Source organism: Cyanobium sp. ULC065, assembly GCF_977927515.1.
In genome coordinates this window covers 2,952,234-2,976,499 of record NZ_OZ376393.1, presented here as the reverse complement: position 1 = coordinate 2,976,499, position 24,266 = coordinate 2,952,234, and the positions used below count along the sequence as shown (strand labels likewise).

Genomic DNA, 24,266 nt, shown 5'->3' with positions numbered 1-24,266 from the left:
GTCCGATGCCGGATCCGCTCCCCCATTACCAGAGGCTTCTGGTCATGCCCGACGACGGCGCTGAAGCGGTGGTGGCGCTCATTGAAGAGGCCAGGGAGCAACTGCTGCTGAAGCAGTTCAAGCTGGAATCGGAAGCGGTGGAAGCGGCCTTGCTGCGGGCCCATCAACGTGGTGTGCAGGTGCGGGTGATGCTCAATCCTCACACTTCCGGCGGCGATCGTTGGAACGATGCCGCCTACCAGCGCCTGTGTGACTGGGGCATGGAGGTGAACTGGACGAGCGAAGCCTTCCCTGTGACCCACGAGAAATCGATGGTGGTGGACCGCGAACAGGCCCTCATCGCCACCTTCAACCTGAGTGACAAGTACTTCACCCAGACGCGGGACTATGGCGTGGTGAGCTGTGCCAAAGCTGTGGTGGAGCAGGTGATTGCTGGCTTCGAGGCCGACTGGAACCGCACCTTCTTCTCCCCTGATCTGGCGGTCGGCCTGCTGTGGAGCAGTCTGCACAGCCGCGGCCAGATGGCGCGGATCGTGGATGCTGCCAACAACACGCTGTGGATCCAGCATCCCAAGTTCGTGGATGCGGTGATCCTCGACCGGATCATTTCGGCCCGCGAAAGGGGGGTGAAGGTGCGCGTGCTCTGCGGAGGAAAGCACGGCATCAGTGACTGGGACATCTACGACACCTTCTCATCGCTGCGGGTGATGGAACGCTTCGGTGTGAAGGTGCGGCGGCAGAAACATCTCAAGCTGCACGCCAAGCTGATCCTCATGGATGGCATTGCCGCCCAGACCGGATCCATGAACATCGACCGCAGCGCCTTTGATCTGCGCCGGGAGTTGGGCATCGAGTGTGATGCCCCGGCCGTGGTGGAACGGCTCAAGGCCACGTTCGCAGCCGACTGGGAGCAGGCCAGCCCCTATGCCGCCCCCGACCCGCTCAATCCAAGCCTGCACGAACTGGGTGAACTCCCCCCTGATCCCCACTTCGTGCACGATTGATGCCTGCGTCTGCTCCCGAACCGCACCCGATTCCGTGCCCTGCCGGGCTGGCGCCACCCCCCGGCCTCCGTCAGCTGTTCATCGGCATGCTGCAGGTCGCGCTCTCCTCCTTTGGCGGTGGCCTTTCGGCCTGGAGCCAGCGCATCGTGGTGGAGCAGCGCCGCTGGATGTCCGACCAGGACTTCCTCACCGGCCTCACCGTGGCGCGCCTGTTCCCCGGGCCCAACCAGATCAACATGGCCGTTTACATCGGCGCCAGTTTTCACGGGCTCGTCGGAGCGCTGGTGGCTCTTGCCGGCATGTTGGTGGTGCCATTCACGCTGCTGATGCTGCTCGGCCTCGTGTATTTCCAGGTGCATGAGATCCCGGCCGTGGATCGGGTGCTGGCCGGGGTCGTTGCAGCGGCGGCCGGCATGGCCCTGTCGATGGGCTTCAAGATCCTGCACACCTACTGGCGAGATCGGGTTGCCCTGCTACTGGCTGCGCTCACCTTTGTGGCGATGGCCGTGTTCCATGTGCGGCTGATTCCGATGGTGCTGGTGGCGGGTCCACTGGCCATGGTCTGGTACTGGCCCCGCAGCAGCGCCCAGGAGCCGTTATGAGCTCGCCGTTGGTCTTGCTTTCCTGCGCGACCCCTCCCACCACTCAGCTGGGTGACTTCCTTCAACTGATCTGGACCTTCCTTTCTCTTTCGTTGTTTTCGCTGGGAGGCGGCAACACCCTGCTGGCGGAGTATCACCACATCAGTGTGGAGCAGTTCTGCTGGCTCACCGATTCCCAGTTCTCGGATATCTACGCGCTGGCGGAGGCGGCCCCGGGCCCCAGCTCAATGATTGTGGGGTTGCTGGGCATGGGGGCGGCCTGGAAGGAAGGGCCATGGATGGCGCTCGTGAGTGCCTACGCCGCTGAACTGGCCATTCTCATTCCATCCACGCTGCTGATGGTGGTCGCCTGCCTCAGCTGGAAACGCCTGGAGCATTCCCCCTGGCGGGTGGCATTTGAGCGCGGTCTTGGGCCGATCACCCTGGGCATTCTCTTCGTGGTGGGCTTCAAGATCCTCAACACGGCCAACCACGGGGTTCCGGGTTATCTCGTTTCGATTGTGGTGTGCTTCCTCATGCTGCGCACGCGCCTTTCGCCGCTGTGGTTCATGGGGGTGGCGGGCCTTTTGGGCGGGCTGGGGATCATCAACCGCTGATGAGCTGGCAGCACCGAACCAATGCCGGAACCCAGAGATTTTCAGCAGCGATAACGTGCCAGCCAAGGGATCTTCAGGCCTCCGTCACCGGCCAGAACGGTTCCGCCGGATCGATCCGAATGCTTCCTGCCACCAGCGTGGCCTGCTCGCAGAAGCCCAGCGGTGGTTGATCTTCGGGCCCGCGGGCCACGGCATCTGCGATCCGCAACTGCAGAGGCCGCAGGTGCAAGGCCACGATCCTGGCGTTTGCATCCCCTTCGCAGCCCGCATGGGCAATGCCCCGCAGCCGTCCCCACACGAGCACATGACCCGCGGCGCGTACACGGGCGCCCGGATTCACATCCCCCAGCACCAGCAGCGATCCCCCCACCTCCACGTGGTCCCCGGCGCGCAGCGTGCCGCGATGCAGGCTGAGTCCGTCGCTGCCGGGCAGCCCTGCGACGGTGCCGCTCGCCTGGCTGTCGCTGTTCCCCGCCGCGCCTGACCCCTCTTCCGAGCTGCGGCTGGAGACAACGGCAAGTCCGATCGCCGCCGCCGCCACCAGCGTTTCCTCGCACCGCCCCTCCACCCTGCAAAGCTTCAGGCCATGGCTGCGGAACAACCGCTGGAGCTCGCGCAGCTGCGGCAGATCCAGCTGCCAGGTTCCGCTCTGCAGCACCACCGGCCCCTGCGGTGGTCTGTGCCCCAGAGCGAGGCGCACGTTCTGAAAGGCAGTGGCTGCTCCGTCAGGGGAGGCCGGCAGCAGCATCTGATGGGCGAGGCCGGGCGCTGAAGCCGCAATCAGAACGGCAGCCATCGGTGCGGGCGAAGGAGGACAACTTACCCAGGGGGTCTCGATTCAGCCGATCGCTGCCGGAGCGCTTGCCTCAGCTGCTGGTTGACCTCAGCCGGATGGATCAGCCAACACAGCTCCACCGGTTTGACCAGGCTGCTCACCAATGGCGATCGCTCCTCTAGCGCTTCGAGCGTGTGACCGTCCCATAGCCGCAGCCCACCTTTGTATGGGTGATACCCACGGCTCTGGCGCTGATCGAGCCCGCAACACACCCGTGGTTCGAGGCCGGCGGCGGCAGCGTGGCGCTGGGCCAGTGCCAGCAGCTCCAACCGGCCCTGCGCTGGCAGGGCGCTCACGTCAAGGGCCTTCAACAGCCTGCGCTCCAGCAGGCGAGCGCTCAGCTGCCGCAGGGGCTCAGGTCCGTCCTCGGCCCAGCGAAGCAGGTGGTACCCGGTGCGTACGTCATCGTTGGCCAGATAGGTGGAGACATCCAGCGCCGCCGGCTCCCACAGCCAGCGGGCCATGACCGCATCGGCAAACACCTGATCGGGGCGAGCGTCGCGGGCGGCCAGGATCAGCTGCCGCAGCAGCCAGTTGCAGACCACGTTGAGGCGGTGGTTGTACACGCTGCGGTGCATCAGATTGCGCACCACCAGGTAGTGCTCCACTGCCATCAGGCCTTTGGGATGGATGGCAAGGCTGCGGTCGGGGGCCAGGGTCAGGGCGGCCAGCAGGCGGTCGAGGTCCAGCTGTCCGAAGCAGGTTCCGGTGCTGTGGCTGTCCCGCAGCAGGTAGTCGAGGCGGTCACAGTCGAGCTGGCTGCTCACCAGCGCCGCGATCGAGGGATGCGGGTGGCTGCCCTCTTCCAGCAGGCTGGCCACAGCCTCGGCGGTGCCGGGAGCGAACTGCTCCATCGGGCCGCGCAGATCCGGGTGCTCGCGCACCAGCCGGGCCGACCAGCGCTCGTGCCGTAACCCATACATCTCCTCGCCCGAGTGGCTGAGCGGGCCATGGCCCACGTCGTGCAGCAAGGCCGCGGCATACAGAACGCCCTGGGCTTCGAGCAGATCGGGAGCCTGGGGAGTGAGTTCCGCCAGAGCGCGACGGACCAGATGGAGCACCCCGAGGGAATGGGTGAAGCGGCTGGATTCAGCTCCGTGAAAGGTCAGAAAGGCGGGCCCCAGCTGGCGGATGCGGCGCAGCCGTTGAAACGGCACGGTATCGACCAGTTCCATGGCCAGCGCTTCGGCTGGATTGTCACGGTTGAGGCGAATGGCCCCATGCAGGGGATCGTGATAGGTGCGGGTGCGTTTCATTCAGGCCAACTCCCCGGCGAGCCTCGCGGCCGCTTCCGCCAGCCAGGTGTCGTCCTCTCCGCCGGGGTTGAGCGGTTCCGGCTCGGGCAGGGCCTGATCGGGGGTGATGCCCAGGCTTTGGATGTCGCGGCCGCTGGGGGTCACATAGCGGGCCACGGTCACCGTGAGGCCACTGCCGTCGCCCAGCCCGATGAGTGTCTGAATCAGCCCTTTCCCGAAGGTGCGGCTACCCAACAGTTGCGAACGTCCATCGTCCTGGAGAGCCCCGGCCAGGATCTCACTGGCACTGGCTGTGCCGCCATTCACCAGCGTGAGCATCGGCCCGCGGAACAGTTGGCCGGGAGGGGCCTGCCTTTCTTCGCTCAGGCCGCTGCGGGTGCGGGTTTCCACGATCGGCTGGCCATCCAGCAAGGCTCCGGCCACGGCAACTCCGGCATCCACCAGTCCGCCGGAGTTGTTGCGCAGGTCCAGCACAAGCCCTTCCACTCCATGGCTGTCGAAGGCAGTGAGGCTGTCGCGCACCTGTTCGGGCACCTGCTCGCTGAACTGACTGATGCGCAGGTACCCAAGCCGGTGGCCCTGCGCATTGAACTCGCGCTGCCGCACGGGTTGCAGGTCAACGGTTCTGCGTTCCAGCAGCAGCAGCCGTTCCACGCCTTCGGGTGAGCGCACCAGCAGCTGAACCCGGCTTCCAGCCGGCCCTCGCAGCCGTGCCGCTGTGGCCTCCAGACCGAGTGAGGCGCAGCTTTGCCCCTCCACTTCAAGCAGGGCACTGCCGGAGCCGATGGCCGCCTCGGCAGCCGGCGAGCCATCCAGGGGCGCAATCACCACGATGGTCTGGTCGTTGCCCACCGTCCCAAGCTGCAGGCCCACCCCGCTGACGCTCCCTTTGGTGCTTGAACGAAGAGCGGCGTAGTCAGCTGGGCTGAGGAACCGGGTGTAGGGGTCACCCAGCGGGCCCAGCATGGCGGCGATGGCGTCGTAGGCCTCACCACTGCTTTCGATCCTCTGTTCAAGGGCCTGCTGGCGCAACTGGCGCCAGTGCACAGTCTCGAAGCGCTCGGGGTCCACATAGCTCTGGTTCACGAGGCGCCAGGCCTCCACCACCAGTTGCTGCGCGTCGTTGAGGGCCTGCGCGGGGGGCGGGCACCCCACCAGGATCAGGGCCAAAGAGGCCGCCGACACCAAGGCCCATGCCCTCTGTTTCAGAGGCCTGCCAGCAATCACGACCGGTCCACGGCAATCGGTAGACTCTCGCAACCCACCGTCCCCTGCTGCATGGCGAACTCGTCTCCGGCTGCCAAGTCGTCCCCTGTGTACGACTGGTTTGAGGAGCGTCTGGAGATCCAGGCGATCGCAGACGATATCTCCTCCAAATACGTGCCGCCCCACGTCAACATTTTCTATTGCCTCGGCGGCATCACCCTGGTGTGCTTTCTGATCCAGTTTGCCACCGGCTTCGCGATGACCTTCTATTACAAGCCCACCGTCGCTGAGGCTTATGCCTCGGTTCAGTACCTCATGACGGATGTCAGCTTTGGTTGGCTGATCCGCTCAGTGCATCGCTGGAGCGCCAGCATGATGGTGCTGATGCTCATTCTTCACGTGTTCCGCGTGTATCTCACCGGCGGCTTCAAGCGTCCCCGTGAGCTCACCTGGATCACCGGCGTCACCATGGCCGTCATCACAGTTTCTTTCGGGGTCACCGGCTATTCCCTCCCCTGGGATCAGGTGGGTTACTGGGCCGTCAAGATTGTTTCCGGCGTTCCTGCCGCCGTCCCAGTGGTTGGCGACTTCATGGTTGAGCTGCTCCGTGGTGGTGAAAGCGTCGGTCAGTCCACCCTCACCCGCTTCTACAGCCTTCACACCTTCGTGATGCCTTGGCTGCTTGCGGTCTTCATGCTCATGCACTTCCTGATGATCCGTAAGCAAGGCATTTCCGGTCCCTTGTGATCTCTGCCTGTTTTTTGCCCCTGTTCTCTGCTTTCCGCCGCCCTCACTAGGTTCCCTCCATGCACATCCTCAAGAAGCCTGATCTGAGCGATCCCAAGCTCCGCGCCAAGCTCGCCAAGGGCATGGGGCATAACTACTACGGCGAGCCCGCCTGGCCCAACGATCTCCTCTACATCTTCCCAGTGGTGATCCTTGGCACCATCGCCTGCGTTGTTGGGCTCGCTGTCCTCGACCCAGCCATGCTGGGTGACAAAGCCGATCCATTTGCCACTCCTCTGGAAATTCTCCCCGAGTGGTACCTCTATCCCGTCTTCCAGATCCTCAGGGTTGTCCCCAACAAGCTGCTCGGCATCGCTCTTCAAACAATGGTGCCCCTCGGCTTGATGCTCATTCCTTTTATTGAGAGCTTCAACAAGTTCCAGAACCCCTTCCGCCGCCCTGTGGCCATGGGGGCCTTCCTTTTTGGTACCGCGTTCACGATTTACCTGGGCATCGGTGCCGCCATGCCGATCGACAAATCCCTCACCCTTGGTCTGTTCTGAACCTCTTCCGAGCTCAGCTAATACTTCTCCGCCGCGGCACCAGCCGCGGCTTTTTTATGGGAGAACGGTCCGCTGGCAGGTCCTGGGCCTTCTTCTGTCTTGAGGCAGGCCAGCAGCTGCTATCGCCTCTGTTGCCTCGGTTTTGCTCTGGCCTGGGCAAGCTTGGTTTGGCCTCTCGGTAGCGCGTCTGTAGCCGAAAGCCACACTCTGCTGTTCAAAGGCCTCCCAGGGGCAGAGGTCCGGTTGAGGCTAAGGGTGCTCACAGCTTTGAACGCACCTTCCTGAGCACACTGGCCCTCCGTATGGCTGAGGGCTTCTGGGCCTTATCCGTCCGTCGCGTTCACCAAGCCGGCCGCTGGGTGGTGAGAAGCGGAGTAGCGGAGCGGATTGGAAGCTGGAATGCGATGGGGCTTGGAACGGCTACGTCCGAAGAGCTTGTGCTCGGCCTCTGGTGCGAACCGGCTTCTCTCAGCTCTGCCAGGAGGGGCTGCGCTGGAGAGGTCTGAGCGGAGTCGTTGCCTTCTTGTGGCACCTGCTGTCTTCTCTCGTGGCTTCATGCGCGGCCAGCGCAACCGTGAGCCAGGGAGCCGCGTGACTGTTGCATAAGTTCATAGTGGACGGTTCGGCTCGTTTCGCAGTGGCTCTTGATGCTCGTTGAGAGCAGTGGCTGCAACGCAGTCCCACCCCTCTAGTAGCTGGCGAAAGCCTTGCGAGCACAGACTTTCCCGTGCTTGCGGCGAGCAATAGCGAGCAGCTGGCACGCTTCGCGCCATGGGCGGAGGCATTGGTTGAAGCGGGGGGGTGAGTTTGTGTGCTAGTTTTTTGGACTGCGCGGGAGCCGAGAGGCGAGCGCTGCAGGGCTTACGGAGAAGGAGGCGCGAGCCGACGATGCTGTAAGTTTTGAAAGCGGCTGAGGAAGCCGCGAGAGCCGAACCCTGAAGAAGGGGGAGGCGCACCTGGACAACTAAAAAGTTTAGGAACTGACGCTTTTGCTGCGTCATGACCGAAGGAGGAGAGCGCGGAAGCGCTGCCTTTGGAGGAAGTGACGAACGTGCAGCAAAGGTGTGAGGTCCCGTCAAAAAGAAACAAGCGACTGAGTGAGCTGAGATGTTTCTATTTGCGTTCTCACGATGTGAATAGGGATGCAAGTTTCGGTTTACGAGGAAGCGACCGGATCTGAGTGATTTGGAAAGTCATTGAACATCGAGCAATGAGGCGAAAGCAAGATTGCTTGATTGTAGATGCGCTCTCGAACCCTTCCAAGGAAGGAGGTCACGACTGAAAGCATGAGCTTTGAAGAATCGATACGCGAGTGTGGTTTTGAAGAGGTTGATGATTTTGGACGTAGACGGCATTGTTTGCGATCGACGAGTTTAAGAGTTTAGCGAATGCTAAAGGCTTTGATGAATTGATTTAAAGGAACAGTGAATACAACGGAGAGTTTGATCCTGGCTCAGGATGAACGCTGGCGGCGTGCTTAACACATGCAAGTCGAACGAGCCTTCGGGCTAGTGGCGGACGGGTGAGTAACGCGTGGGAATCTGCCCTCAGGAGGGGGATAACGGCCGGAAACGGCCGCTAATACCCCATATGCCGAGAGGTGAAATGAATTTCGCCTGAGGATGAGCCCGCGTCTGATTAGCTAGTTGGTGTGGTAATGGCGCACCAAGGCTTCGATCAGTAGCTGGTCTGAGAGGATGATCAGCCACACTGGGACTGAGACACGGCCCAGACTCCTACGGGAGGCAGCAGTGGGGAATTTTCCGCAATGGGCGCAAGCCTGACGGAGCAACGCCGCGTGAGGGACGAAGGCCTCTGGGCTGTAAACCTCTTTTCTCAAGGAAGAAGACATGACGGTACTTGAGGAATAAGCCACGGCTAATTCCGTGCCAGCAGCCGCGGTAATACGGGAGTGGCAAGCGTTATCCGGAATTATTGGGCGTAAAGCGTCCGCAGGCGGCCCAGCAAGTCTGTTGTTAAAAAGTGGAGCTTAACTCCATCCAGGCAATGGAAACTGCTGGGCTAGAGTGTGGTAGGGGCAGAGGGAATTCCCGGTGTAGCGGTGAAATGCGTAGATATCGGGAAGAACACCAGTGGCGAAGGCGCTCTGCTGGGCCATAACTGACGCTCATGGACGAAAGCCAGGGGAGCGAAAGGGATTAGATACCCCTGTAGTCCTGGCCGTAAACGATGAACACTAGGTGTCGGGGGAATCGACCCCCTCGGTGTCGTAGCCAACGCGTTAAGTGTTCCGCCTGGGGAGTACGCACGCAAGTGTGAAACTCAAAGGAATTGACGGGGGCCCGCACAAGCGGTGGAGTATGTGGTTTAATTCGATGCAACGCGAAGAACCTTACCAGGGTTTGACATCCTGCGAATCCCTTGGAAACTTGGGAGTGCCTTCGGGAGCGCAGTGACAGGTGGTGCATGGCTGTCGTCAGCTCGTGTCGTGAGATGTTGGGTTAAGTCCCGCAACGAGCGCAACCCACGTCTTTAGTTGCCAGCATTCAGTTGGGCACTCTAGAGAGACCGCCGGTGATAAACCGGAGGAAGGTGTGGATGACGTCAAGTCATCATGCCCCTTACATCCTGGGCTACACACGTACTACAATGCTACGGACAAAGGGCAGCAAACTCGCGAGAGCTAGCAAATCCCATAAACCGTGGCTCAGTTCAGATCGTAGGCTGCAACTCGCCTACGTGAAGGAGGAATCGCTAGTAATCGCAGGTCAGCATACTGCGGTGAATACGTTCCCGGGCCTTGTACACACCGCCCGTCACACCATGGAAGTTGGCCATGCCCGAAGTCGTTACTCCAACCCGTAAGGGAGGAGGACGCCGAAGGTGGGGCTGATGACTGGGGTGAAGTCGTAACAAGGTAGCCGTACCGGAAGGTGCGGCTGGATCACCTCCTAACAGGGAGACAAAACTGATTGTGATGTCTGAGCGCTATGAGGATGAAAATCTGAGTAGCAACTTTGTCTTAGGCCACAATCCTGTCATCTCGAAGGTCGATCGGTACCTCAGCTGACAAATCAGAAAGCAGAAATTATATCCAGCGATGGATGTGATTGAAGACTTGTCTGAGGCGTCTTTTCAGTTCCTAAACTTTGTCTAGGTCACACCCCACAGAGAGTGAATCCCGAAAGGGAGGCGCTTAATGGAAAGGTAAAACTCCTGGGCCATTAGCTCAGGTGGTTAGAGCGCACCCCTGATAAGGGTGAGGTCCCTGGTTCAAGTCCAGGATGGCCCATTCGTGTTTGGGGGTTTAGCTCAGTTGGTAGAGCGCCTGCTTTGCAAGCAGGATGTCAGCGGTTCGAGTCCGCTAACCTCCACTGACCAAACCCTTCACAGCGAAAGCAGGAGGAGGAACCCGAGCCATGCCACGGTGTGACGAGACATGTCCGCTGATCGAGAATTCAGCTTCTTTTCATTTGAGATGGAATTGCCATCCAGTTGAAAAGACGCTGAGCTCTAGCAGCATGAATTGAGACTGAATAAGTCTAAAATCATGCTCTGATGTTCAGCCGAACCTTGACAACTGCATAAGTAAAGTCTGGAAATGAAAGCATCTCATGGATGCTCGATTTTTGCTGAAAGGTTTCGAGAGAAACTTTTGAAGTGTGAATCGAGAAGTTCTTGAGCAAGAGCCGAGACCCAGCATTGTTCCTCAATCATCGCCGAGATGAGAGGGGTTTGATTTTGGCATTCAAACCGTTCATGACAAAGGCAAAGGCAATGAAAGTTGTCTTTATTTTGTCATGAAGAGGTGAATCCGAGAGAATCTGCGATTCAAGGCAGCAATGCAATGTTGGGATACATTGGTCAAGCTACAAAGGGCTCACGGTGGATACCTTGGCACACAGAGGCGATGAAGGACGTGGTTACCTGCGATAAGTCTCGGGGAGCTGGAAACACGCTTTGATCCGGGAATTTCCGAATGGGGCAACCCCTAGAACGGCCGCCTGAATACATAGGGCGGCTCGAGCCAACCCAGCGAACTGAAACATCTTAGTAGCTGGAGGAAAGGAAAGTAAAAACGACTCCCTAAGTAGCGGCGAGCGAACGGGGAAGAGCCTAAACCGATGGTCTCGACCATCGGGGTTGTGGGACAGCAATGTGGACCAGGGACGTTAGTGGAAGCGTTTGAATGGCGCGCCATAGAGGGTGAAAGCCCCGTACACGAAAGCGAAACTGGCCTAGCTGTATCCCGAGTAGCACGGAGCACGTGGAATTCCGTGTGAATCTGCGAGGACCACCTCGTAAGGCTAAGTACTCCTGTGTGACCGATAGCGCAACAGTACCGCGAGGGAAAGGTGAAAAGAACCCCGGGAGGGGAGTGAAATAGAACATGAAACCGTGAGCTTACAAGCAGTGGGAGCCCGACTGATCGGGTGACCGCGTGCCTGTTGAAGAATGAGCCGGCGACTTATAGGCACTGGCAGGTTAAACCGGGAATGGTGGAGCCATAGCGAAAGCGAGTCTGAATAGGGCGATCGTCAGTGTTTATAGACCCGAACCCGGGTGATCTAACCATGGCCAGGATGAAGCTTGGGTGATACCAAGTGGAGGTCCGAACCGACTGATGTTGAAAAATCAGCGGATGAGCTGTGGTTAGGGGTGAAATGCCAATCGAACCCGGAGCTAGCTGGTTCTCCCCGAAATACGTTGAGGCGTAGCGTCTAGTGCTATAGCAGGGGGGTAAAGCCACCGTTTCGGTGCGGGCTGCGAGAGCGGTACCAAATCGAGACGAACTCTGAATACCCTGTGTGAAACTAGGCAGTCAGACTGTGGGGGATAAGCTCCATGGTCGAAAGGGAAACAGCCCAGACCGCCAGCTAAGGTCCCCAAATCAATGCTGAGTGATAAAGGAGGTGGGATTGCCCAGACAACCAGGAGGTTTGCCCAGAAGCAGCCATCCTCAAAGGAGTGCGTAATAGCTCACTGGTCGAGCGATCCTGCGCCGAAAATGAACGGGGCTAAGCATTGTACCGAAGCTGCGGATTTAACTTGTTAAATGGTAGGGGAGCGTTCCATGTGGGGTGAAGCGTTAGCGTAAGCGGGCGTGGACTGCATGGAAGTGAGAATGTCGGCTTGAGTAGCGAAAACATGGGTGAGAATCCCATGCCCCGAAACCCTAAGGGTTCCTCCGGCAGGCTCGTCCGCGGAGGGTTAGTCAGGACCTAAGGCGAGGCCGAAAGGCGTAGTCGATGGACAACAGGTCAACATTCCTGTACCTGTCATGTTTTGGGAAGGGGGACGGAGAAGGCTAGCCCAGCCAGATGTTGGTTACTGGTTCAAGCGTTCGAGGCGTTGAGGGGTGGTGAAAACATCCCGAGCTGAGGCGTGAGTACGAGCTGCTACGGCAGCGAAGTGGGTGATGTCAAGCTTCCAAGAAAAGCCCTATACCCGTTAAGGCATGACGGCCTGTACCCGAAACCGACACAGGTGGGGTGGTAGAGAATACCGAGGGGCGCGAGGTAACTCTCTCTAAGGAACTCGGCAAAATGGCCCCGTAACTTCGGGAGAAGGGGTGCCACCGCAAGGTGGTCGCAGTGAAGAGGCCCAGGCGACTGTTTACCAAAAACACAGGTCTCCGCTAAGTCGCAAGACGATGTATGGGGGCTGACGCCTGCCCAGTGCCGGAAGGTTAAGGAAGCTGGTCAGCGAAAGCGAAGCTGGCGACTGAAGCCCCGGTGAACGGCGGCCGTAACTATAACGGTCCTAAGGTAGCGAAATTCCTTGTCGGGTAAGTTCCGACCCGCACGAAAGGCGTAACGATCTGGGCGCTGTCTCGGAGAGAGGCTCGGCGAAATAGAATTGTCTGTGAAGATGCGGACTACGTGCACCCGGACAGAAAGACCCTATGAAGCTTTACTGTAGCTTGGTATTGTGCCCGGGCTCTGAATGCGCAGGATAGGTGGGAGACATTGATGCATGGCTTGCGGGTCATGCGGAGTCAACGGTGAGATACCACTCTTTCAGAGCTAGGGTTCTAACAGCCACCCGTTATCCGGGGGCTGGACAGTATCAGGTGGGCAGTTTGACTGGGGCGGTCGCCTCCTAAAAGGTAACGGAGGCGCGCAAAGGTTTGCTCAGGCTGGTTGGAAATCAGCCGACGAGTGTAAAAGCAGAAGCAAGCTTGACTGTGAGACCTACAAGTCGAACAGGGACGAAAGTCGGCTTTAGTGATCCGACGGTTCTGAGTGGAAGGGCCGTCGCTCAACGGATAAAAGTTACTCTAGGGATAACAGGCTGATCTCCCCCAAGAGTTCACATCGACGGGGAGGTTTGGCACCTCGATGTCGGCTCATCGCAACCTGGGGCTGAAGTCGGTCCCAAGGGTTGGGCTGTTCGCCCATTAAAGCGGTACGCGAGCTGGGTTCAGAACGTCGTGAGACAGTTCGGTCCATATCCGGTGCATGCGTAAGAACATTGAGAGGAGTTCTCCCTAGTACGAGAGGACCGGGAGGAACGCACCTCTGGTGTACCAGTTATCGTGCCAACGGTAAACGCTGGGTAGCCATGTGCGGAGAGGATAACCGCTGAAAGCATCTAAGTGGGAAGCCCACCTCAAGATGAGTGTTCTCATGGCTTAAGCCAGTAAGGTCACGGGAAGAACACCCGTTGATAGGCTCTACGTGGAAGCTTGGTAACAGGTGAAGCGGAGGAGTACTAATAGACCGAGGGCTTGACCAACACTTGGCTCCTTGCTGAGGAGACCAGGGATGCATTGTTTCCAGACGTCACTTTGAGATGACTCATTGCAGCAGGCTTGTGCTTGTAAGCAATGAGATAACTTCGATAGGATGACTAGCTTATGCAGTTCTCAGGGTTCACCTGAGGATGAAAAGTCTATTTCCTGGTGTTCATGGCACTGTGGCCCCACTCCGATCCATCTCGAACTCGGTTGTGAAACGCAGTAGCGGCGAAGATAGTTGGAGGGTAGCTTCCTGCAAAAATAGCTCAATGCCAGGATAAAACTTTTCATTCCTACCAAGTTTTGCGTTGATCGAGCTTGTCATCTGATGATGATGAATCGAGAGAAGCAAAACACTGAAAGCCACCCGAAAGGGTGGCTTTTTTGTTGGTTGCGTGTTGGCTGGATGATGGATGGCTGGTGGGGGAGATTCAAGACACAGGCTGGGCATCATTTGTTCATGGGTTTCGCCTCTTCGCTCCCAGCAAGTGCTGCTGCAACAGGACTCTGTGAGGCGTGATCCAGCTGCCCATGCCAAGAATTGCGCTGTGCAGCCGCTGGTGTGTGCTTAAAGTATGCAGGCTGGCCGTGTTGATACTGTGCCGATCAGGCTTCCGCTGGCAGCAAAGAGGCTCGCTCTGACTGGTTGGAGGGCCTATCGCCTCTGGGATCGTTGTGACTGTATTGACCTCAGTGCGGCCTTTGCATATCACACGCTTCAATCCATATTCCCAGTGTTGCTGATCGTGCTCTCTACTGCGAGTGGGATTCTCGGTAGAGAGGATGGACTTACTGAACAGATTATCAGTTGGTCTGCCCAGTTTTTCCCCGAGGCTTCTTTGCCACTGATTCGCACCACTCTGCTCAAGTTGCAATCTGCCAGGGCCAGTGCTGGTTGGTTTGGGTTGGGGATGTTGTTGCTCACCTCCAGCAACGCCTATCTCACACTGCAGCGTGGGGCTGATCGTCTCTGGGGCGATCATTCGGCCATCCCTTCCGTTGCCTCTCCCATTCAGCAACAGCAGCCCTGGTTCGCTGTGCGCCGCTTTGTATTGCAACGCCTCAAGGCGTTTGGATTCGTGGGTTCAGTCGGTCTCCTGTTGGTGATTGATCAGCTCACCACTAACCTCCGATCAATGGGCACGCAGACGTGGCGTTCCATGTTTGATTCACACTTCTCCTGGTTGATCCAGGTCTTCCTTCCTGACCCGACCGTGTTGAATCTGGTGGGGTCGCTGCTCATCTCCGTGTTGGTGGCACTTCTTCTTTTGCGCGTGTTGCCTTCAGGGGTGACGCCTTGGCGTCCCCTGCTGCCTGCTGCGTTGTTGATCGGGGTGGTGCAGTTGGTGTTGAACTTAGCGGTGGGCCGCAGTCTAGTTTCCCTAGGGACCCGCTTTCAGGCCTATGGCGTGATCAGTGGTGTGCTCGTGCTGACTCTTTGGGTCTGGTTGCAGGGTCTGATTTTTTATTACGGCATCGCATGGAGCGTCGTTCTGGGCCGGCGGCGCAGTGGGGGCGATCCACACCTCGATTCGGCCGATCGTCTTGCGCCATTCGCGCGAGGATAATGGGAGCTAGGAGTAAACGCGTGGCCCGACCAGGTCTCTCCCTCCGACCACTCCCCGCCAGCCTTTTGCTGCTTGCTGCCGGTGTGGGCTCCATCGTTCTGATTGGCCTTCTCAGCCTTGCCTTGGTGCCTGTACTGCTGGGGGCTGGCCTCCTGCTTTGCTTTTTGGTGGGCGTTGTGCTTTTCAGTTGGGCTGGTATTGAGGGGCTTGCGGCTCTGGAGCGGTGGATCGAAAGCGACCCTCGCTTTCAACGCTGATGGAGCGGCGGATTCCCTGGGTCTGGATTCTGTTGGGTGCTCTGCTGCTCTTGGCACCGGGACCTGCTGGACGGCTCATCCTTGATCTGTTGGGTGGACTCACCCTCATCATTGTGCTGCTGCCATTTTTGCTGGCCGGCGGTGGATGGGTGGCGTGGAGAATCATTAGCAGCCGCGTGCGCACTTGTCCCACCTGCGGACTCACCACCCTGTCGGCGGTGAACTGCCCGGCCTGTGGATCCCGACTTGATCTAGATGGACCACAGGCTCGTGGCGTCGATCAGCAAACACAGGCACCAATGGACGCCGGATTACGGCGAGATCCGTTTTCTGCCGCGTTGTTCAACCGCTCTCTTTTCATTCAGGTCGATGACGACCCTGGGAGGGACCAAGCGAGCCGCACGACTGGTTTAGAACGCGAGGTAACCGATGTGACCATTGACGTTGCTGCCAGGCCGATCAGTGACAACGAACCGCCGGAATAATCCAGTACCGATGACACTGTTTGTGTTGATCGTATCCAGAAGAGATTGAGGAGACCCCCAGGTGAGTACGGTCTCCCATCGCTAACGGCCGACACATAATGAGGATTAGTGAGTCAGCGGGACCCATGGCCGTAAACATACAGACTCTGATTCGGACATCTACATTTGATACCGTTCGCACCGCCTAACCATCCAACACTGTCGACATCGCCGATGTCCCCACTGATTGTCTCCGTGAACACCATTGAAGCTTGAAACCTGTTGTCAGCGGTTTTTTCAACCGCCGGCATCGCTGATCCCCGACGCTCAAGCGGCTGAGACTGGTGACTAGCCTCTATGTGGCTGCTAAACGATCAACCGAGCCGCGGGAGATTGGCCCAACGGAACCGAGCAGAGGCGCGGCCAGCAGGAACGAACCGGTCCTCTGTTCTCCTACGTCCCCAACCAAGGACCGAATCCCCAAGCGCCACCCCATGCGGCAGGTACAGGAGTTGGACGACTAGGTGCTCGACCGGCTGACTCCAAGCTTTTTCAGGCTGTACCCCAAGGGTGCCTGGCCCTCAATCCCTCCTGAGCAGTTGCTGATGGCCCTGTTGCTGCAGGGGATCTACGGCAATCGCACGGAGCGGATGCTCACAGATGCGCACAGGAATCGCCCGATTGGCCGACCGGCCTCCCCACATGGCGCCGACAAACGTCGCCGGGAGTGGGGCAAGTGCTACACCAATCGGTTGAGCGGCAATTTCAGCGGGCTCTTATCCGCTGGCTGCGTTGGTATGGTCCAGCTCCTGCAACCGCCGTTCGCGAAGAAACAGAAACAAAGGAGCACCGCAGGCGAAGGCCAGCGTCACACAGCAGAGGAGGCAGATTGCGATGCCCTTCACCTGCAGCCGACGGGCTTCTGCCACCATCCAGATGGTTATGGCTGTAGCGCCAATGAAAAGATCACGCGAAAGAGACTGCGCCGCCGGATTGGCATTCGCCAGGCGGAGGAACAGACCCAGGTCAAAGGCGCTGTTGCTGAGTTGGATGAACTCCAGATTCGCCAGCCAGGGCAGGACGGCTCCCGCCACCGCCAACGCCAGATAGAGCCACTGAAGTCGATGCGAGCGGGCGGGCGCCCCTGTGATCGGAAGGACAGTGGGCCGTTCTGACCGTTCCGGGATTGTCATGGCTGCGTCTCGATGAATGGGGCGGCAGTGGCTTGATCACTTGCGTTGACCTCAAGCTGCAAGACCTCTTGCTCCACCTGCTGCAGTACGGCTTCGCAACGGTGGCCGTAGGCCAGTGCCCACTGATAGAGCTCCGCCATTCTTTCCACCTCAAGATCCTCCGACTGGAGCTGGGCTAGGGCCAGCTCCAGTGCCGTGAGGGCCTGGCTGTATGTGAGTTCGCCGATCTCCGCAGCCCAGGCGGGCGGAACGCTGGCAAGGGGGCCTGCTGCGTGGGCTTTGGCCTGTGGCTTGCTTTTGCGTATGGTCATGAAAGGGGCAAGCTGACGGAAGACTCCACCATGGCTTCGCCGATGGGGGTGGTGTCGGTGACCTGAACGTCCGCTAGCCCATCAGTCCATTCCAGCTGAAGGTGCTGGCCGATGCCCACCTGTCTGAGCGAACGCACGAGCTGACCGTTCTCGCTACGGGCCAGACAGAAGCCCCGCCGCAGCAGGCGTTGAGGTGAAAGGGCTTCGCGCAGATTCTCCAATTGCTGAAGCCGCTGGCGACGGTCCTGCAGGACCCGGGCTGGATGGCAGCGGTCGCGCTGGGCCGCTAGGGCGAGCAGGTTCTGGCGCTGGCTCTGCAGGCGCCAGCGCAATTCGTCGCCCAGCTGGGACCTGAGCGAGCGCAGGCGCTGGAGGGCACTGGTGCGGTCCGGCAACAGGGCCACCAGCGCAGCGGTGGGTGTGGCGGCCCGATAGTCCGCCACCAGGTCAGCGATGGTGGTGTCGCTTTCATGGCCGAGCCCGGTGATGACGGGGAGCGGGCACGTTGCCAGAGCCTGGGCCAGTCGTTCACCATCGAAGACGGAGAGATCTTCACGGCTCCCCCCACCACGGGCCAGCACCAGCGCCTCAAGGCCGAGGGCGCCGGCGTGCCGGCCCGCAGCTGCAATGGCACGACAGATCTCGTCCTCCACGCCCCCCTGTACAGGGATCGGCAGGATCACGATCCGGGTGGCCGGCCATCGCTCCCGTGCGGTGCGAAGCATGTCCGCGAGCGCTGCGCTCGGCACGCTGGTGAGTAAGGCAATCGCCTCGGGGAGAGCGGGGAGGGGACGTTTGCGGGCGGCACTGAAGATCCCGGACGGTTCCAGCAGGTCGCGGACCCGCTCAAAACGACGCAGAACACTGCTGAGGCTTGGCCGAACGTCGAGAACCTGTACACAGAGACTGGCCCGCGCCGGCCAGAAATTCAGCTTCCCCACCACCGTGACGCCGTCCCCATCGCCGGGGCGAAAGCTGAGACGCGGCAACTGGGAAGCCCACACCACACCGGCAATGGAGGCCTCTTCGTCCATCAGCGTGAGCCAGAGGTGACCCTTCTTGAGCTGAGGCCGGGACACCGTGGCTTCGAGCAGGAAGCGTGGCGCGAAGCCCCGCTCGATCAAAGTGCCGATCGCCACGTTGAGTTCGGCGACGCTGAAGCGGGGGAGAACACCGGTGGCGGAGTCAGCGTTCAAGACGGCCGTAGCAGAAACCCCAGTAGAGACTCACGGCCGCGGCCACCAGGAAAATGGATCGGCCGCTGGGGTGATCAAAACGGACCAATCCCGCGGCGCACACCACGAGGGCCGTGCTCAACAGGCGAGATCCATCGCGTCGGTTCTTGACGTAGAACGGAGCCATGCGAGCAACGTCGGCACGGAAGGCCCAGTCTTGCCGATCAGGAGTCGTCGTGGTGGACCAGTGGACAGACCAACTGTGAAACGTCAAAGGGATAGGCCCCACCACTCCTGAAGAAGCGGTGAGGCCAATGGGACGCTTCAGGCAGGAAATCAGCCCAGGCCGATCTGGGAGAGAATTCCCTGGCCGGTGAGCACTTCGGTGGTCAGGCCGATCACGAAGCCCAGCATGGCCAGGCGGCCATTCCAGGTTTCCGCGAAGTTGACGAAGCCGAAGCGGGGGGAGGTGGAGTCAGCCATGACACAAGCTCAATGACAGATCAAATCGTAACGAAAGATGGGGATGGCTTGACAGTTGCTGGTCTGTCGTTGGGAGGTTCGGGAATCCGTTCTGGGGATGCTTGCTCCACCGTGTTTCCGAGGGTTCTACCAACTGCCAACGACCAACCGGCAAACAGCCAGCAGTTATTGAGCCAGCAGACAGCCACAGACAAGTGCGGCAGAGGCCGCCGGCCAGCACTTCGCGAGCCAACCCGCCGCAGTTCAGCCCTCCGCAACCCAGCGCTCTGCAATCCACCCCTTCGCGATCGTTCACTCCGCACGCTTCAGCGATCAACGCTCCACCCGTCAACGCCCCACCGATCGACATCCCATCGTTTACCCCGCCATCGATAACCACCCCTTCAAACAGCACGCCGGCGGCCAACACTTTGGTGACCATCTCACCAACGACCACCGCGCCATTGGCCATCCCGCCGCTGATGTCCGCGCCATCAGTTGCTGCGCGACCGACCATCCGGCCACGGCCCAGCTGGTGGCTCGACTGCCGCGGGAGCCGCAGCTCGTGCTCGTCACCGATCTCGACGGCACGCTGCTGGAGGGCAGTCCGGCGGCCAAAGGCGCCTTCTACGCCTGGCTGGAGCAGCGCCGCGACCGGGTGCTGCACGTCTTCAGCACCGGCAGGGATCTGGCCTCCGTGGGTCGCTTGCTGCTCCAGGAGACCATCCAGCGGCCACCAGCTCCCCATCTGGTGATCAGTGACGTGGGCGCCACCGTGGCCTGTGGCACCAGCCTGGCGCTACTGCCGGGTCTGGTGGATCCGATCGATCGCCGCTGGCAGGGCTGCGCGGAACGGCTGGCCCCTCTGCTGCGGAACCAGCCCGGGCTCAGCCCCCAGCCGGTGAGCGCCCACCGCCGCCTCGCCTACGACGTGGATCTTGGCAAGCTCGACCCGGGCCTGCCGTCCCGCCTGAGCGACTTGGGGGTGGATTGCCTCATCTCCGCCGACCGCTACCTGGATGTGCTGCCGGCGGGAGTCAACAAGGGCTCGACACTGCAGGCACTGGTGGAGTGGCTGGAGCTGGATCCGAACACGGTGATCACCGCCGGCGACAGCCTCAACGATCTGGCCATGTTCGAGACCGGCCTCAAGGGCGTGATGGTGGGCAATGCAGAACCCGCCCTGCGCCAGGAGCTGCCCCGGCTGCAGCGCACCTATGCGGCGCGCGCTCCTGGCTGTGAGGGTATAGCGGAGGGGTTGAGGCATTTCGGCTTTGCCCACCTGTTCGACTGACACTTCGGGCCAGCCCTTCGACGTCGGCTCGTCGCTGCCACATCTTCGCCGCCGTCATGTTGCGGTCATTTCCGGGCAGCGGGCTTGGCGCGGCTCGTGGGCAGGGCCTGGCGGGGATCCTCCGGCCAGGGATGGCGCGGGTAGCGGCCCCGAAGCTCGGCGCGCACCTGCCGGTAGCTGCTGCCCCAGAAGCCGTCGAGGTCCTGGGTGATCTGGACCGGGCGGCCCGCGGGGGAGAGCAGGTGCAGGGTTACGTTCAGGCGCCCCTGGAGCAGCGCCGGCGTGCGGCTGCAACCGAACATCTCCTGCAGCCGCACGGCCAGCACGGGGGGAGAGTGGCCGTAGTCGATCGGTACCAGCCGTCCGGACGGCACCAGCAGCTTGGCAGGCAGGAGCTGGTCCAGGTCGCGGCGACAATCCCAGGGGATCCCCGACCAGAGCGCTTCCTGCAGATCGAGCGCCTGCAACTCCTGCAGGGAACGCCGGCCGGCGAGTTGATCGCCGAGCCAGGCGCCGAAATCACCCCCCAGGGCCGCCTCGCTCCGGTCTGGCCAGGGTGGCCCCAGCTCCCGATGGGCCAGGCAGAGGCGTTGCTGCAACTGCCGGCTGCCGGCGCTCCAGGGCAGGGCGATGAGGCCGTGCTCCCGCAGGCCCGCCATCAGGGCGTCCTGCACCTGATCGAGTGGGGCGTCCTGCCAGGGCCGCCGGCTCAGCACCAGGGCCCCCAGTCGGTGCTCCCGCACGGCCACCACCCGTTGCTCCTGGCCATCCCAGCGAACCGTTGCCACGCTGCTGCCTTCCAGCTGGGCCAACTGCTCCAGGCTGGCCCTCGCCAGGGGGAGGGCCAGCAGAATCCGGGCCTCGCTGCCTCCGGCGTCGGCCCGGGCGATGGCCAGGACCTCGGCGCCCGCCAACGGATCGCCGGGATGGAGCCGGGCGCCGCGACCGTTACGCATCAGAAAGCGGCCCCCGGCTTCCTGACGGGCCAGGGCCACCTGCTCCGGGTAGGCCAAGCCGATCAGCTCGGCCGCCTGCTGGGCTTCAGAGCCACCCGTGCTGGCTCTGAAGCCGCTGGTCGCCAACGGTTGGGCCACGCGCCACCCGCCCGCTTGCCGCTGTAGCTGTGCCAGCTGTTGGAGCAGGAGCTGACGGCGAGGGTCAGCGCCTCCTTGCCTCAACCAGTCGAGCCGCCGCAGCAGATCCGAGCCGGCTTCCTGTAGCCCGAGCGGATCGCGGGCCTCCAGCAGCACCGCCAGCTCGCAGGCCAACGGCAGCAGGTTGCGTTGCTTGGCGATCAGCAGCATGTGGGCGAGCCGGGGATGCAGGCCTAGCTGGGCCATGGCACGGCCATGGGCCGTGATGCGGCCGTGGACGTCCGTGGCTCCGAGCTGGCCCAGCAGGTCGATCGCCGCCAGCAATGGCTGCTGTGGGGGGGGATCCAGCCAGGGCAACGACCCCCCGGCTCCAGCGCCCCACTGCGCCAGTTGCAGGGCCACCGGCAGGGGATCCCGCTCCAGCAGCTCCGGCAGATCGAACGGAGGACGCCGCTGCTGCTCTGCCGGCGACCAGAGCCGCAGACAGCGGCCCGGGCCCAGTCGTCCGGCCCTGCCCTGACGCTGGGTGGCTGAGGCCTGGCTCGCTGGCTGCGTGACCAGCCCATCCATGCCGGTGCCGTGATCGAAGCGGCTGCGACGGCTGAGGCCGCTGTCGATCACCAGACGCACCCCCGCGATCGTGAGCGAGCTCTCGGCGATGACGCTGGCGAGCACTACCTTGCCCGCCTCGCTGCGTGCCTCCCGCATGGCCGCCGACTGCGCTCCCAGCGGCAAGCCACCGTGCAGGGGGGCAAGTTCCAGCTGCGCCCCCCAGCCGGTGGTCTGGATCGCCCGTTGGCATTGGAGGATTTCCCGCTGCCCGGGCAGAAACACCAGCACGGTTTCGCCTGTGCCGCGGGCTTCAAGCCAATGCTGCTCAAGCCCGCGCACCACCTGCTGCTCCAGGGTCTCCTGCGGCCTCGGGGGCTGGTACGCCAGTTGCACCGGGAAGCTTTTCCCTTCACTGCGGATCACTGCGGCCTCCGGCAGCTGGCGGGCCAGCGGGGTGAGATCCAGCGTGGCCGACATCACCAGCAGGCGCAGCTCCGGCGCCAGCAGTGGCCGGGATTCCAGTAGTAACGCCAGGGCGAGATCCGTGTCCGCTCGGCGCTCGTGAAACTCGTCGAAGATCACACACGACACGCCCGTGAGTGCGGGATCGCCCTGCAGCCGCCGCAGGAACAGCCCATCGGTCAGCACTTCAAGCCGGGTGGCTGCCGAACAGCGCTGCTCGAGCCGCACCCGATAGCCCACCGTGCCGCCTACCGCTTCATCGAGGCTGGCGGCGAGCCGCTGTGCGGCGGCCTTGGCCGCCAGACGCCGGGGCTCCAGCATCAGAACGGTGTGGGGTTCAGCCTGGGGCAGTTGCTCCTGCAGGCGGCGCAGTAGCGCCAGCGGGACACGTGTGGTCTTGCCTGCTCCGGGGGGGGCGTGCAGCAGCACTGTGGATCCGGCCGGCTCAAGCCGCTCCAGGATGTCCGGCAGAACCGCCTCAATCGGCAGGGGGGCCTTGGACGGGCCAGAGGCCGGAGGGAAGCTACGACCGCGCGGTTGCATGCCGGATCTCAGCGGCAGTCCGACGATTGTCCCCGGCAACGCAGGCGGGGGGTCAGCCGGAGGTCGCTGCGGGATCAGCCGAGCAGCTTCAGGATCAGAGCCAGCAGGGCGGTGCTGAGCAGCCCGAGGGATGCCAGCAGTCTCACCAGGGGTCCGATGGACAGGGCCAGCGAGGACATAAAGAAAAACGGAAGAAACCGATGCGTCCGTTTTAGCGCCCCTCTGGACCACAGGTGGTGGTCTTAGCCACGTTTCTTTGCCTGTTGATCAGGGGTAGCGCCGCTGCCACGCCGATCGTCAGCAGGTTGCGCACGGCACCGCCGGCCGCCTTTCAACGCACGTGACGGGCGCCATCCACCGGGTGATACGCCTCGCCGGTGGTTTCTTCGTAGACGACTGCCGGCAAGCCGGTTTCAAACATCGTCTGCAGGGCTTCCTTCAGGTAGGGGTTCCAGCCCCCGGTGGTGACCTTGCCGTGCCGCACTGTCCAGTCCCAGGTGCCCTGCAGGTCGCGAGGGATCCTGCCCTCCCGATCGCGGCGTGCCACGAGATCCTGGGATTCCACCAGGCCCACCAGGATCGGATCCTTGCCGTAGGAGGGCGTGAGGCTCAGCTCCAGGCGGATCGGATCCTCCTTTGTGAGCTGGAGGCGAAACCGGGGAGGAAGTTTGAGGCTGCGCATAACGGCCGCCACGATTCGAGTTCTCTGATCCAACTGTCGGCCTCCGCCGTGATTCGGTTCTACGTTCTGGTTGTACCAGCCCATGGGACCGCAGCAGGCTGATCCGGTGCGCATGTGCGCAAGCCAAGGATCCGCTCAGAGCGGGTAGCAGTTCATGGCGCCTTGGCTGGGCTAAGGGGTTTCCGGAGGAAGAACCGTTTCCTCCGCACCATCACTGAAGCGCACTGTCAACAGATCCTCCTGGGTAAGGCTGCCGTCGGCGTCGAGCAACTCCGGGTGGATGGTGAGACGGCCGGTGCGGTCAGTGCTCTCCGGCTGAGCACTGACCGGGGCGAAGGGGCTGGGAAACGGGAGATCGGCGGGTCGGGAGACCGCTGTGAATCCCTTGGCCATCACCCGGAACGCCTGCCACAGCAGGCCAAGCAGGCAGGCGCCGTAGAGGAGGGGAAACAGGCGGGCGAGAAAGGGGTCCATCGGTGATGGGCAAGCTGCCGTGGCCGTGGAAGGCCATGGCCCATCATCGCCTGCTTGAAGACCCGGGTGCCATGCTCCAGGCCCAGAGGGTGCTGCAGGCGGCGCCAAAGGCGAGAAACACCAGCAGAACGCTGCTTGTGTCCATATTCATTCATAAAAGTTCTTCAACCCTAGGGGCGGAGCGTCTTGCGTGCAGAGATCCTTTGAGCCTGCGCTTTGCCGCACTTCGTCACACCTTCACTGCCGC

20 protein-coding genes, 2 tRNA genes and 3 rRNA genes are annotated in these 24,266 nt (G+C 61.5%); 13 read left to right on the top strand and 12 right to left on the bottom strand.

The genetic code is table 11. The features are described 5' to 3' along the window. Positions 1–5 precede the first annotated feature (5 nt). From ACXMDP_RS14835 to ACXMDP_RS14825, 3 genes are read left to right on the top strand one after another with little or no spacing between them, the layout of a single operon-like run. Entirely contained in the window at positions 6–1,004 is a 999-nt protein-coding gene (locus ACXMDP_RS14835; RefSeq protein WP_259730078.1) for a phospholipase D-like domain-containing protein, read from the top strand. Continuing rightward, positions 1,004–1,606 carry a chromate transporter gene (locus tag ACXMDP_RS14830; protein ID WP_259730079.1) on the top strand — a complete coding sequence of 201 codons (603 nt, stop codon included), beginning with the start codon at positions 1,004–1,006 and terminating at the stop codon, positions 1,604–1,606. Before ACXMDP_RS14835 ends, ACXMDP_RS14830 begins: the two co-directional genes overlap by 1 nt. A gap of 14 nt (positions 1,607–1,620) precedes the next feature. Beyond that, positions 1,621–2,202, top strand: coding sequence for a chromate transporter (locus ACXMDP_RS14825; protein ID WP_255101481.1), 582 nt, complete (start codon positions 1,621–1,623; stop codon positions 2,200–2,202). 73 nt (positions 2,203–2,275) lie between these two features. On the opposite strand, the gene ACXMDP_RS14820 is transcribed toward ACXMDP_RS14825, so the two are convergent. The 3 genes from ACXMDP_RS14820 to ctpZ are packed head-to-tail and all read right to left on the bottom strand — an operon-like array spanning position 2,276 to position 5,478. Continuing rightward, positions 2,276–2,998, bottom strand: a complete 723-nt coding sequence (locus ACXMDP_RS14820; RefSeq protein WP_259730081.1) for a septum site-determining protein MinC — start codon at positions 2,996–2,998, stop codon at positions 2,276–2,278. Positions 2,999–3,021: 23 nt separating this feature from the next. Continuing rightward, positions 3,022–4,293, bottom strand: a complete 1,272-nt coding sequence (locus ACXMDP_RS14815; RefSeq protein ID WP_259730082.1) for an HD domain-containing protein — start codon at positions 4,291–4,293, stop codon at positions 3,022–3,024. After that, positions 4,294–5,478, bottom strand: a complete 1,185-nt coding sequence (ctpZ, locus tag ACXMDP_RS14810) for a carboxyl-terminal processing protease CtpZ (RefSeq protein ID WP_259730083.1) — start codon at positions 5,476–5,478, stop codon at positions 4,294–4,296. A 93-nt stretch (positions 5,479–5,571) separates the two neighbouring features. Between ctpZ and petB the strand changes: the two genes are divergently transcribed. The 9 genes from petB (at position 5,572) to ACXMDP_RS14765 (ending at position 15,798) form a co-directional block, all read left to right on the top strand. Beyond that, positions 5,572–6,246 (top strand): cytochrome b6, encoded by a 675-nt coding sequence (gene petB / locus ACXMDP_RS14805; RefSeq protein ID WP_094514048.1) that lies wholly within the window; start codon positions 5,572–5,574, stop codon positions 6,244–6,246. 59 nt (positions 6,247–6,305) lie between these two features. Then, positions 6,306–6,788, top strand: coding sequence for a cytochrome b6-f complex subunit IV (petD, locus tag ACXMDP_RS14800; protein ID WP_094514044.1), 483 nt, complete (start codon positions 6,306–6,308; stop codon positions 6,786–6,788). A 1,430-nt stretch (positions 6,789–8,218) separates the two neighbouring features. Further along, a 16S ribosomal RNA gene (locus ACXMDP_RS14795) occupies positions 8,219–9,704 on the top strand. Between the two features lie 263 nt (positions 9,705–9,967). Beyond that, positions 9,968–10,041: transfer RNA gene (locus tag ACXMDP_RS14790), tRNA-Ile, on the top strand. A gap of 9 nt (positions 10,042–10,050) precedes the next feature. Then, positions 10,051–10,123, top strand: a tRNA-Ala gene (locus ACXMDP_RS14785). A 488-nt stretch (positions 10,124–10,611) separates the two neighbouring features. Then, a 23S ribosomal RNA gene (locus ACXMDP_RS14780) occupies positions 10,612–13,487 on the top strand. Between the two features lie 162 nt (positions 13,488–13,649). Beyond that, positions 13,650–13,766 (top strand): 5S ribosomal RNA (rrf, locus tag ACXMDP_RS14775). Together the 16S, 23S and 5S rRNA genes with 2 tRNA genes alongside form the textbook arrangement of a ribosomal RNA operon. Positions 13,767–14,222: 456 nt before the next feature. Next, a complete protein-coding gene (locus tag ACXMDP_RS14770; RefSeq protein WP_457766974.1) occupies positions 14,223–15,056 on the top strand; it encodes a YihY/virulence factor BrkB family protein in 834 nt (277 codons plus the stop codon). Between the two features lie 223 nt (positions 15,057–15,279). Further along, complete coding sequence (locus ACXMDP_RS14765) at positions 15,280–15,798, top strand: zinc ribbon domain-containing protein (RefSeq protein ID WP_457766973.1); 519 nt, start codon at positions 15,280–15,282, stop codon at positions 15,796–15,798. A gap of 755 nt (positions 15,799–16,553) precedes the next feature. On the opposite strand, the gene ACXMDP_RS14760 is transcribed toward ACXMDP_RS14765, so the two are convergent. The 6 genes from ACXMDP_RS14760 to ACXMDP_RS14735 form a co-directional block, all read right to left on the bottom strand. Next, the gene (locus ACXMDP_RS14760) at positions 16,554–16,970 is read right to left on the bottom strand and encodes a DUF2834 domain-containing protein (protein ID WP_259730172.1); all 417 of its coding nucleotides are present in this window, start codon (positions 16,968–16,970) and stop codon (positions 16,554–16,556) included. Further along, positions 16,967–17,281 (bottom strand): exodeoxyribonuclease VII small subunit, encoded by a 315-nt coding sequence (gene xseB / locus ACXMDP_RS14755; RefSeq protein ID WP_259730173.1) that lies wholly within the window; start codon positions 17,279–17,281, stop codon positions 16,967–16,969. Before xseB ends, ACXMDP_RS14760 begins: the two co-directional genes overlap by 4 nt. Further along, positions 17,278–18,477 carry an exodeoxyribonuclease VII large subunit gene (gene xseA, locus ACXMDP_RS14750; protein WP_259730174.1) on the bottom strand — a complete coding sequence of 400 codons (1,200 nt, stop codon included), beginning with the start codon at positions 18,475–18,477 and terminating at the stop codon, positions 17,278–17,280. The genes xseB and xseA overlap by 4 nt, the downstream gene beginning before the upstream one ends. Then, positions 18,467–18,643 (bottom strand): hypothetical protein, encoded by a 177-nt coding sequence (locus ACXMDP_RS14745; protein WP_259730175.1) that lies wholly within the window; start codon positions 18,641–18,643, stop codon positions 18,467–18,469. Before ACXMDP_RS14745 ends, xseA begins: the two co-directional genes overlap by 11 nt. Before the next feature lie 149 nt (positions 18,644–18,792). Then, positions 18,793–18,939 (bottom strand): chlorophyll a/b-binding protein, encoded by a 147-nt coding sequence (locus tag ACXMDP_RS14740; RefSeq protein WP_094512408.1) that lies wholly within the window; start codon positions 18,937–18,939, stop codon positions 18,793–18,795. After that, a complete protein-coding gene (locus ACXMDP_RS14735) occupies positions 18,932–19,435 on the bottom strand; it encodes a hypothetical protein (protein WP_259730176.1) in 504 nt (167 codons plus the stop codon). Before ACXMDP_RS14735 ends, ACXMDP_RS14740 begins: the two co-directional genes overlap by 8 nt. Positions 19,436–19,453: 18 nt before the next feature. Here ACXMDP_RS14735 and ACXMDP_RS14730 point away from each other — a divergent pair, with 18 nt between their 5' ends. Next, positions 19,454–20,212: an HAD family hydrolase gene (locus ACXMDP_RS14730; protein WP_233132922.1), complete on the top strand. Its 759-nt coding sequence runs from the start codon at positions 19,454–19,456 to the stop codon at positions 20,210–20,212. 65 nt (positions 20,213–20,277) lie between these two features. Here ACXMDP_RS14730 and hrpB read toward each other — a convergent pair whose 3' ends face one another. The 3 genes from hrpB to ACXMDP_RS14715 all read right to left on the bottom strand — a co-directional run bounded on the left by hrpB (position 20,278) and on the right by ACXMDP_RS14715 (position 24,019). After that, positions 20,278–22,863, bottom strand: coding sequence for an ATP-dependent helicase HrpB (hrpB, locus tag ACXMDP_RS14725; protein ID WP_259730177.1), 2,586 nt, complete (start codon positions 22,861–22,863; stop codon positions 20,278–20,280). Positions 22,864–23,194: 331 nt separating this feature from the next. After that, positions 23,195–23,578 (bottom strand): hypothetical protein, encoded by a 384-nt coding sequence (locus tag ACXMDP_RS14720; protein WP_259730178.1) that lies wholly within the window; start codon positions 23,576–23,578, stop codon positions 23,195–23,197. Between the two features lie 138 nt (positions 23,579–23,716). Beyond that, complete coding sequence (locus ACXMDP_RS14715; RefSeq protein WP_094512419.1) at positions 23,717–24,019, bottom strand: DUF2973 domain-containing protein; 303 nt, start codon at positions 24,017–24,019, stop codon at positions 23,717–23,719. Positions 24,020–24,266: the final 247 nt, after the last annotated feature.

Coding starts and splice junctions, on each gene's coding strand:
- hrpB (WP_259730177.1), bottom strand. CDS start 22,863: ATGCAACCGCGCGGTCGTAGCTTCCCTCCGGCCTCTGGCCCGTCCAAG.
- ACXMDP_RS14835 (WP_259730078.1), top strand. CDS start 6: ATGCCGGATCCGCTCCCCCATTACCAGAGGCTTCTGGTCATGCCCGAC.
- ACXMDP_RS14745 (WP_259730175.1), bottom strand. CDS start 18,643: ATGGCTCCGTTCTACGTCAAGAACCGACGCGATGGATCTCGCCTGTTG.
- ACXMDP_RS14815 (WP_259730082.1), bottom strand. CDS start 4,293: ATGAAACGCACCCGCACCTATCACGATCCCCTGCATGGGGCCATTCGC.
- ACXMDP_RS14760 (WP_259730172.1), bottom strand. CDS start 16,970: ATGACAATCCCGGAACGGTCAGAACGGCCCACTGTCCTTCCGATCACA.
- ACXMDP_RS14715 (WP_094512419.1), bottom strand. CDS start 24,019: ATGGACCCCTTTCTCGCCCGCCTGTTTCCCCTCCTCTACGGCGCCTGC.
- ACXMDP_RS14820 (WP_259730081.1), bottom strand. CDS start 2,998: ATGGCTGCCGTTCTGATTGCGGCTTCAGCGCCCGGCCTCGCCCATCAG.
- ACXMDP_RS14740 (WP_094512408.1), bottom strand. CDS start 18,939: ATGGCTGACTCCACCTCCCCCCGCTTCGGCTTCGTCAACTTCGCGGAA.
- ACXMDP_RS14830 (WP_259730079.1), top strand. CDS start 1,004: ATGCCTGCGTCTGCTCCCGAACCGCACCCGATTCCGTGCCCTGCCGGG.
- petD (WP_094514044.1), top strand. CDS start 6,306: ATGCACATCCTCAAGAAGCCTGATCTGAGCGATCCCAAGCTCCGCGCC.
- petB (WP_094514048.1), top strand. CDS start 5,572: ATGGCGAACTCGTCTCCGGCTGCCAAGTCGTCCCCTGTGTACGACTGG.
- xseB (WP_259730173.1), bottom strand. CDS start 17,281: ATGACCATACGCAAAAGCAAGCCACAGGCCAAAGCCCACGCAGCAGGC.
- ACXMDP_RS14735 (WP_259730176.1), bottom strand. CDS start 19,435: ATGGTCGGTCGCGCAGCAACTGATGGCGCGGACATCAGCGGCGGGATG.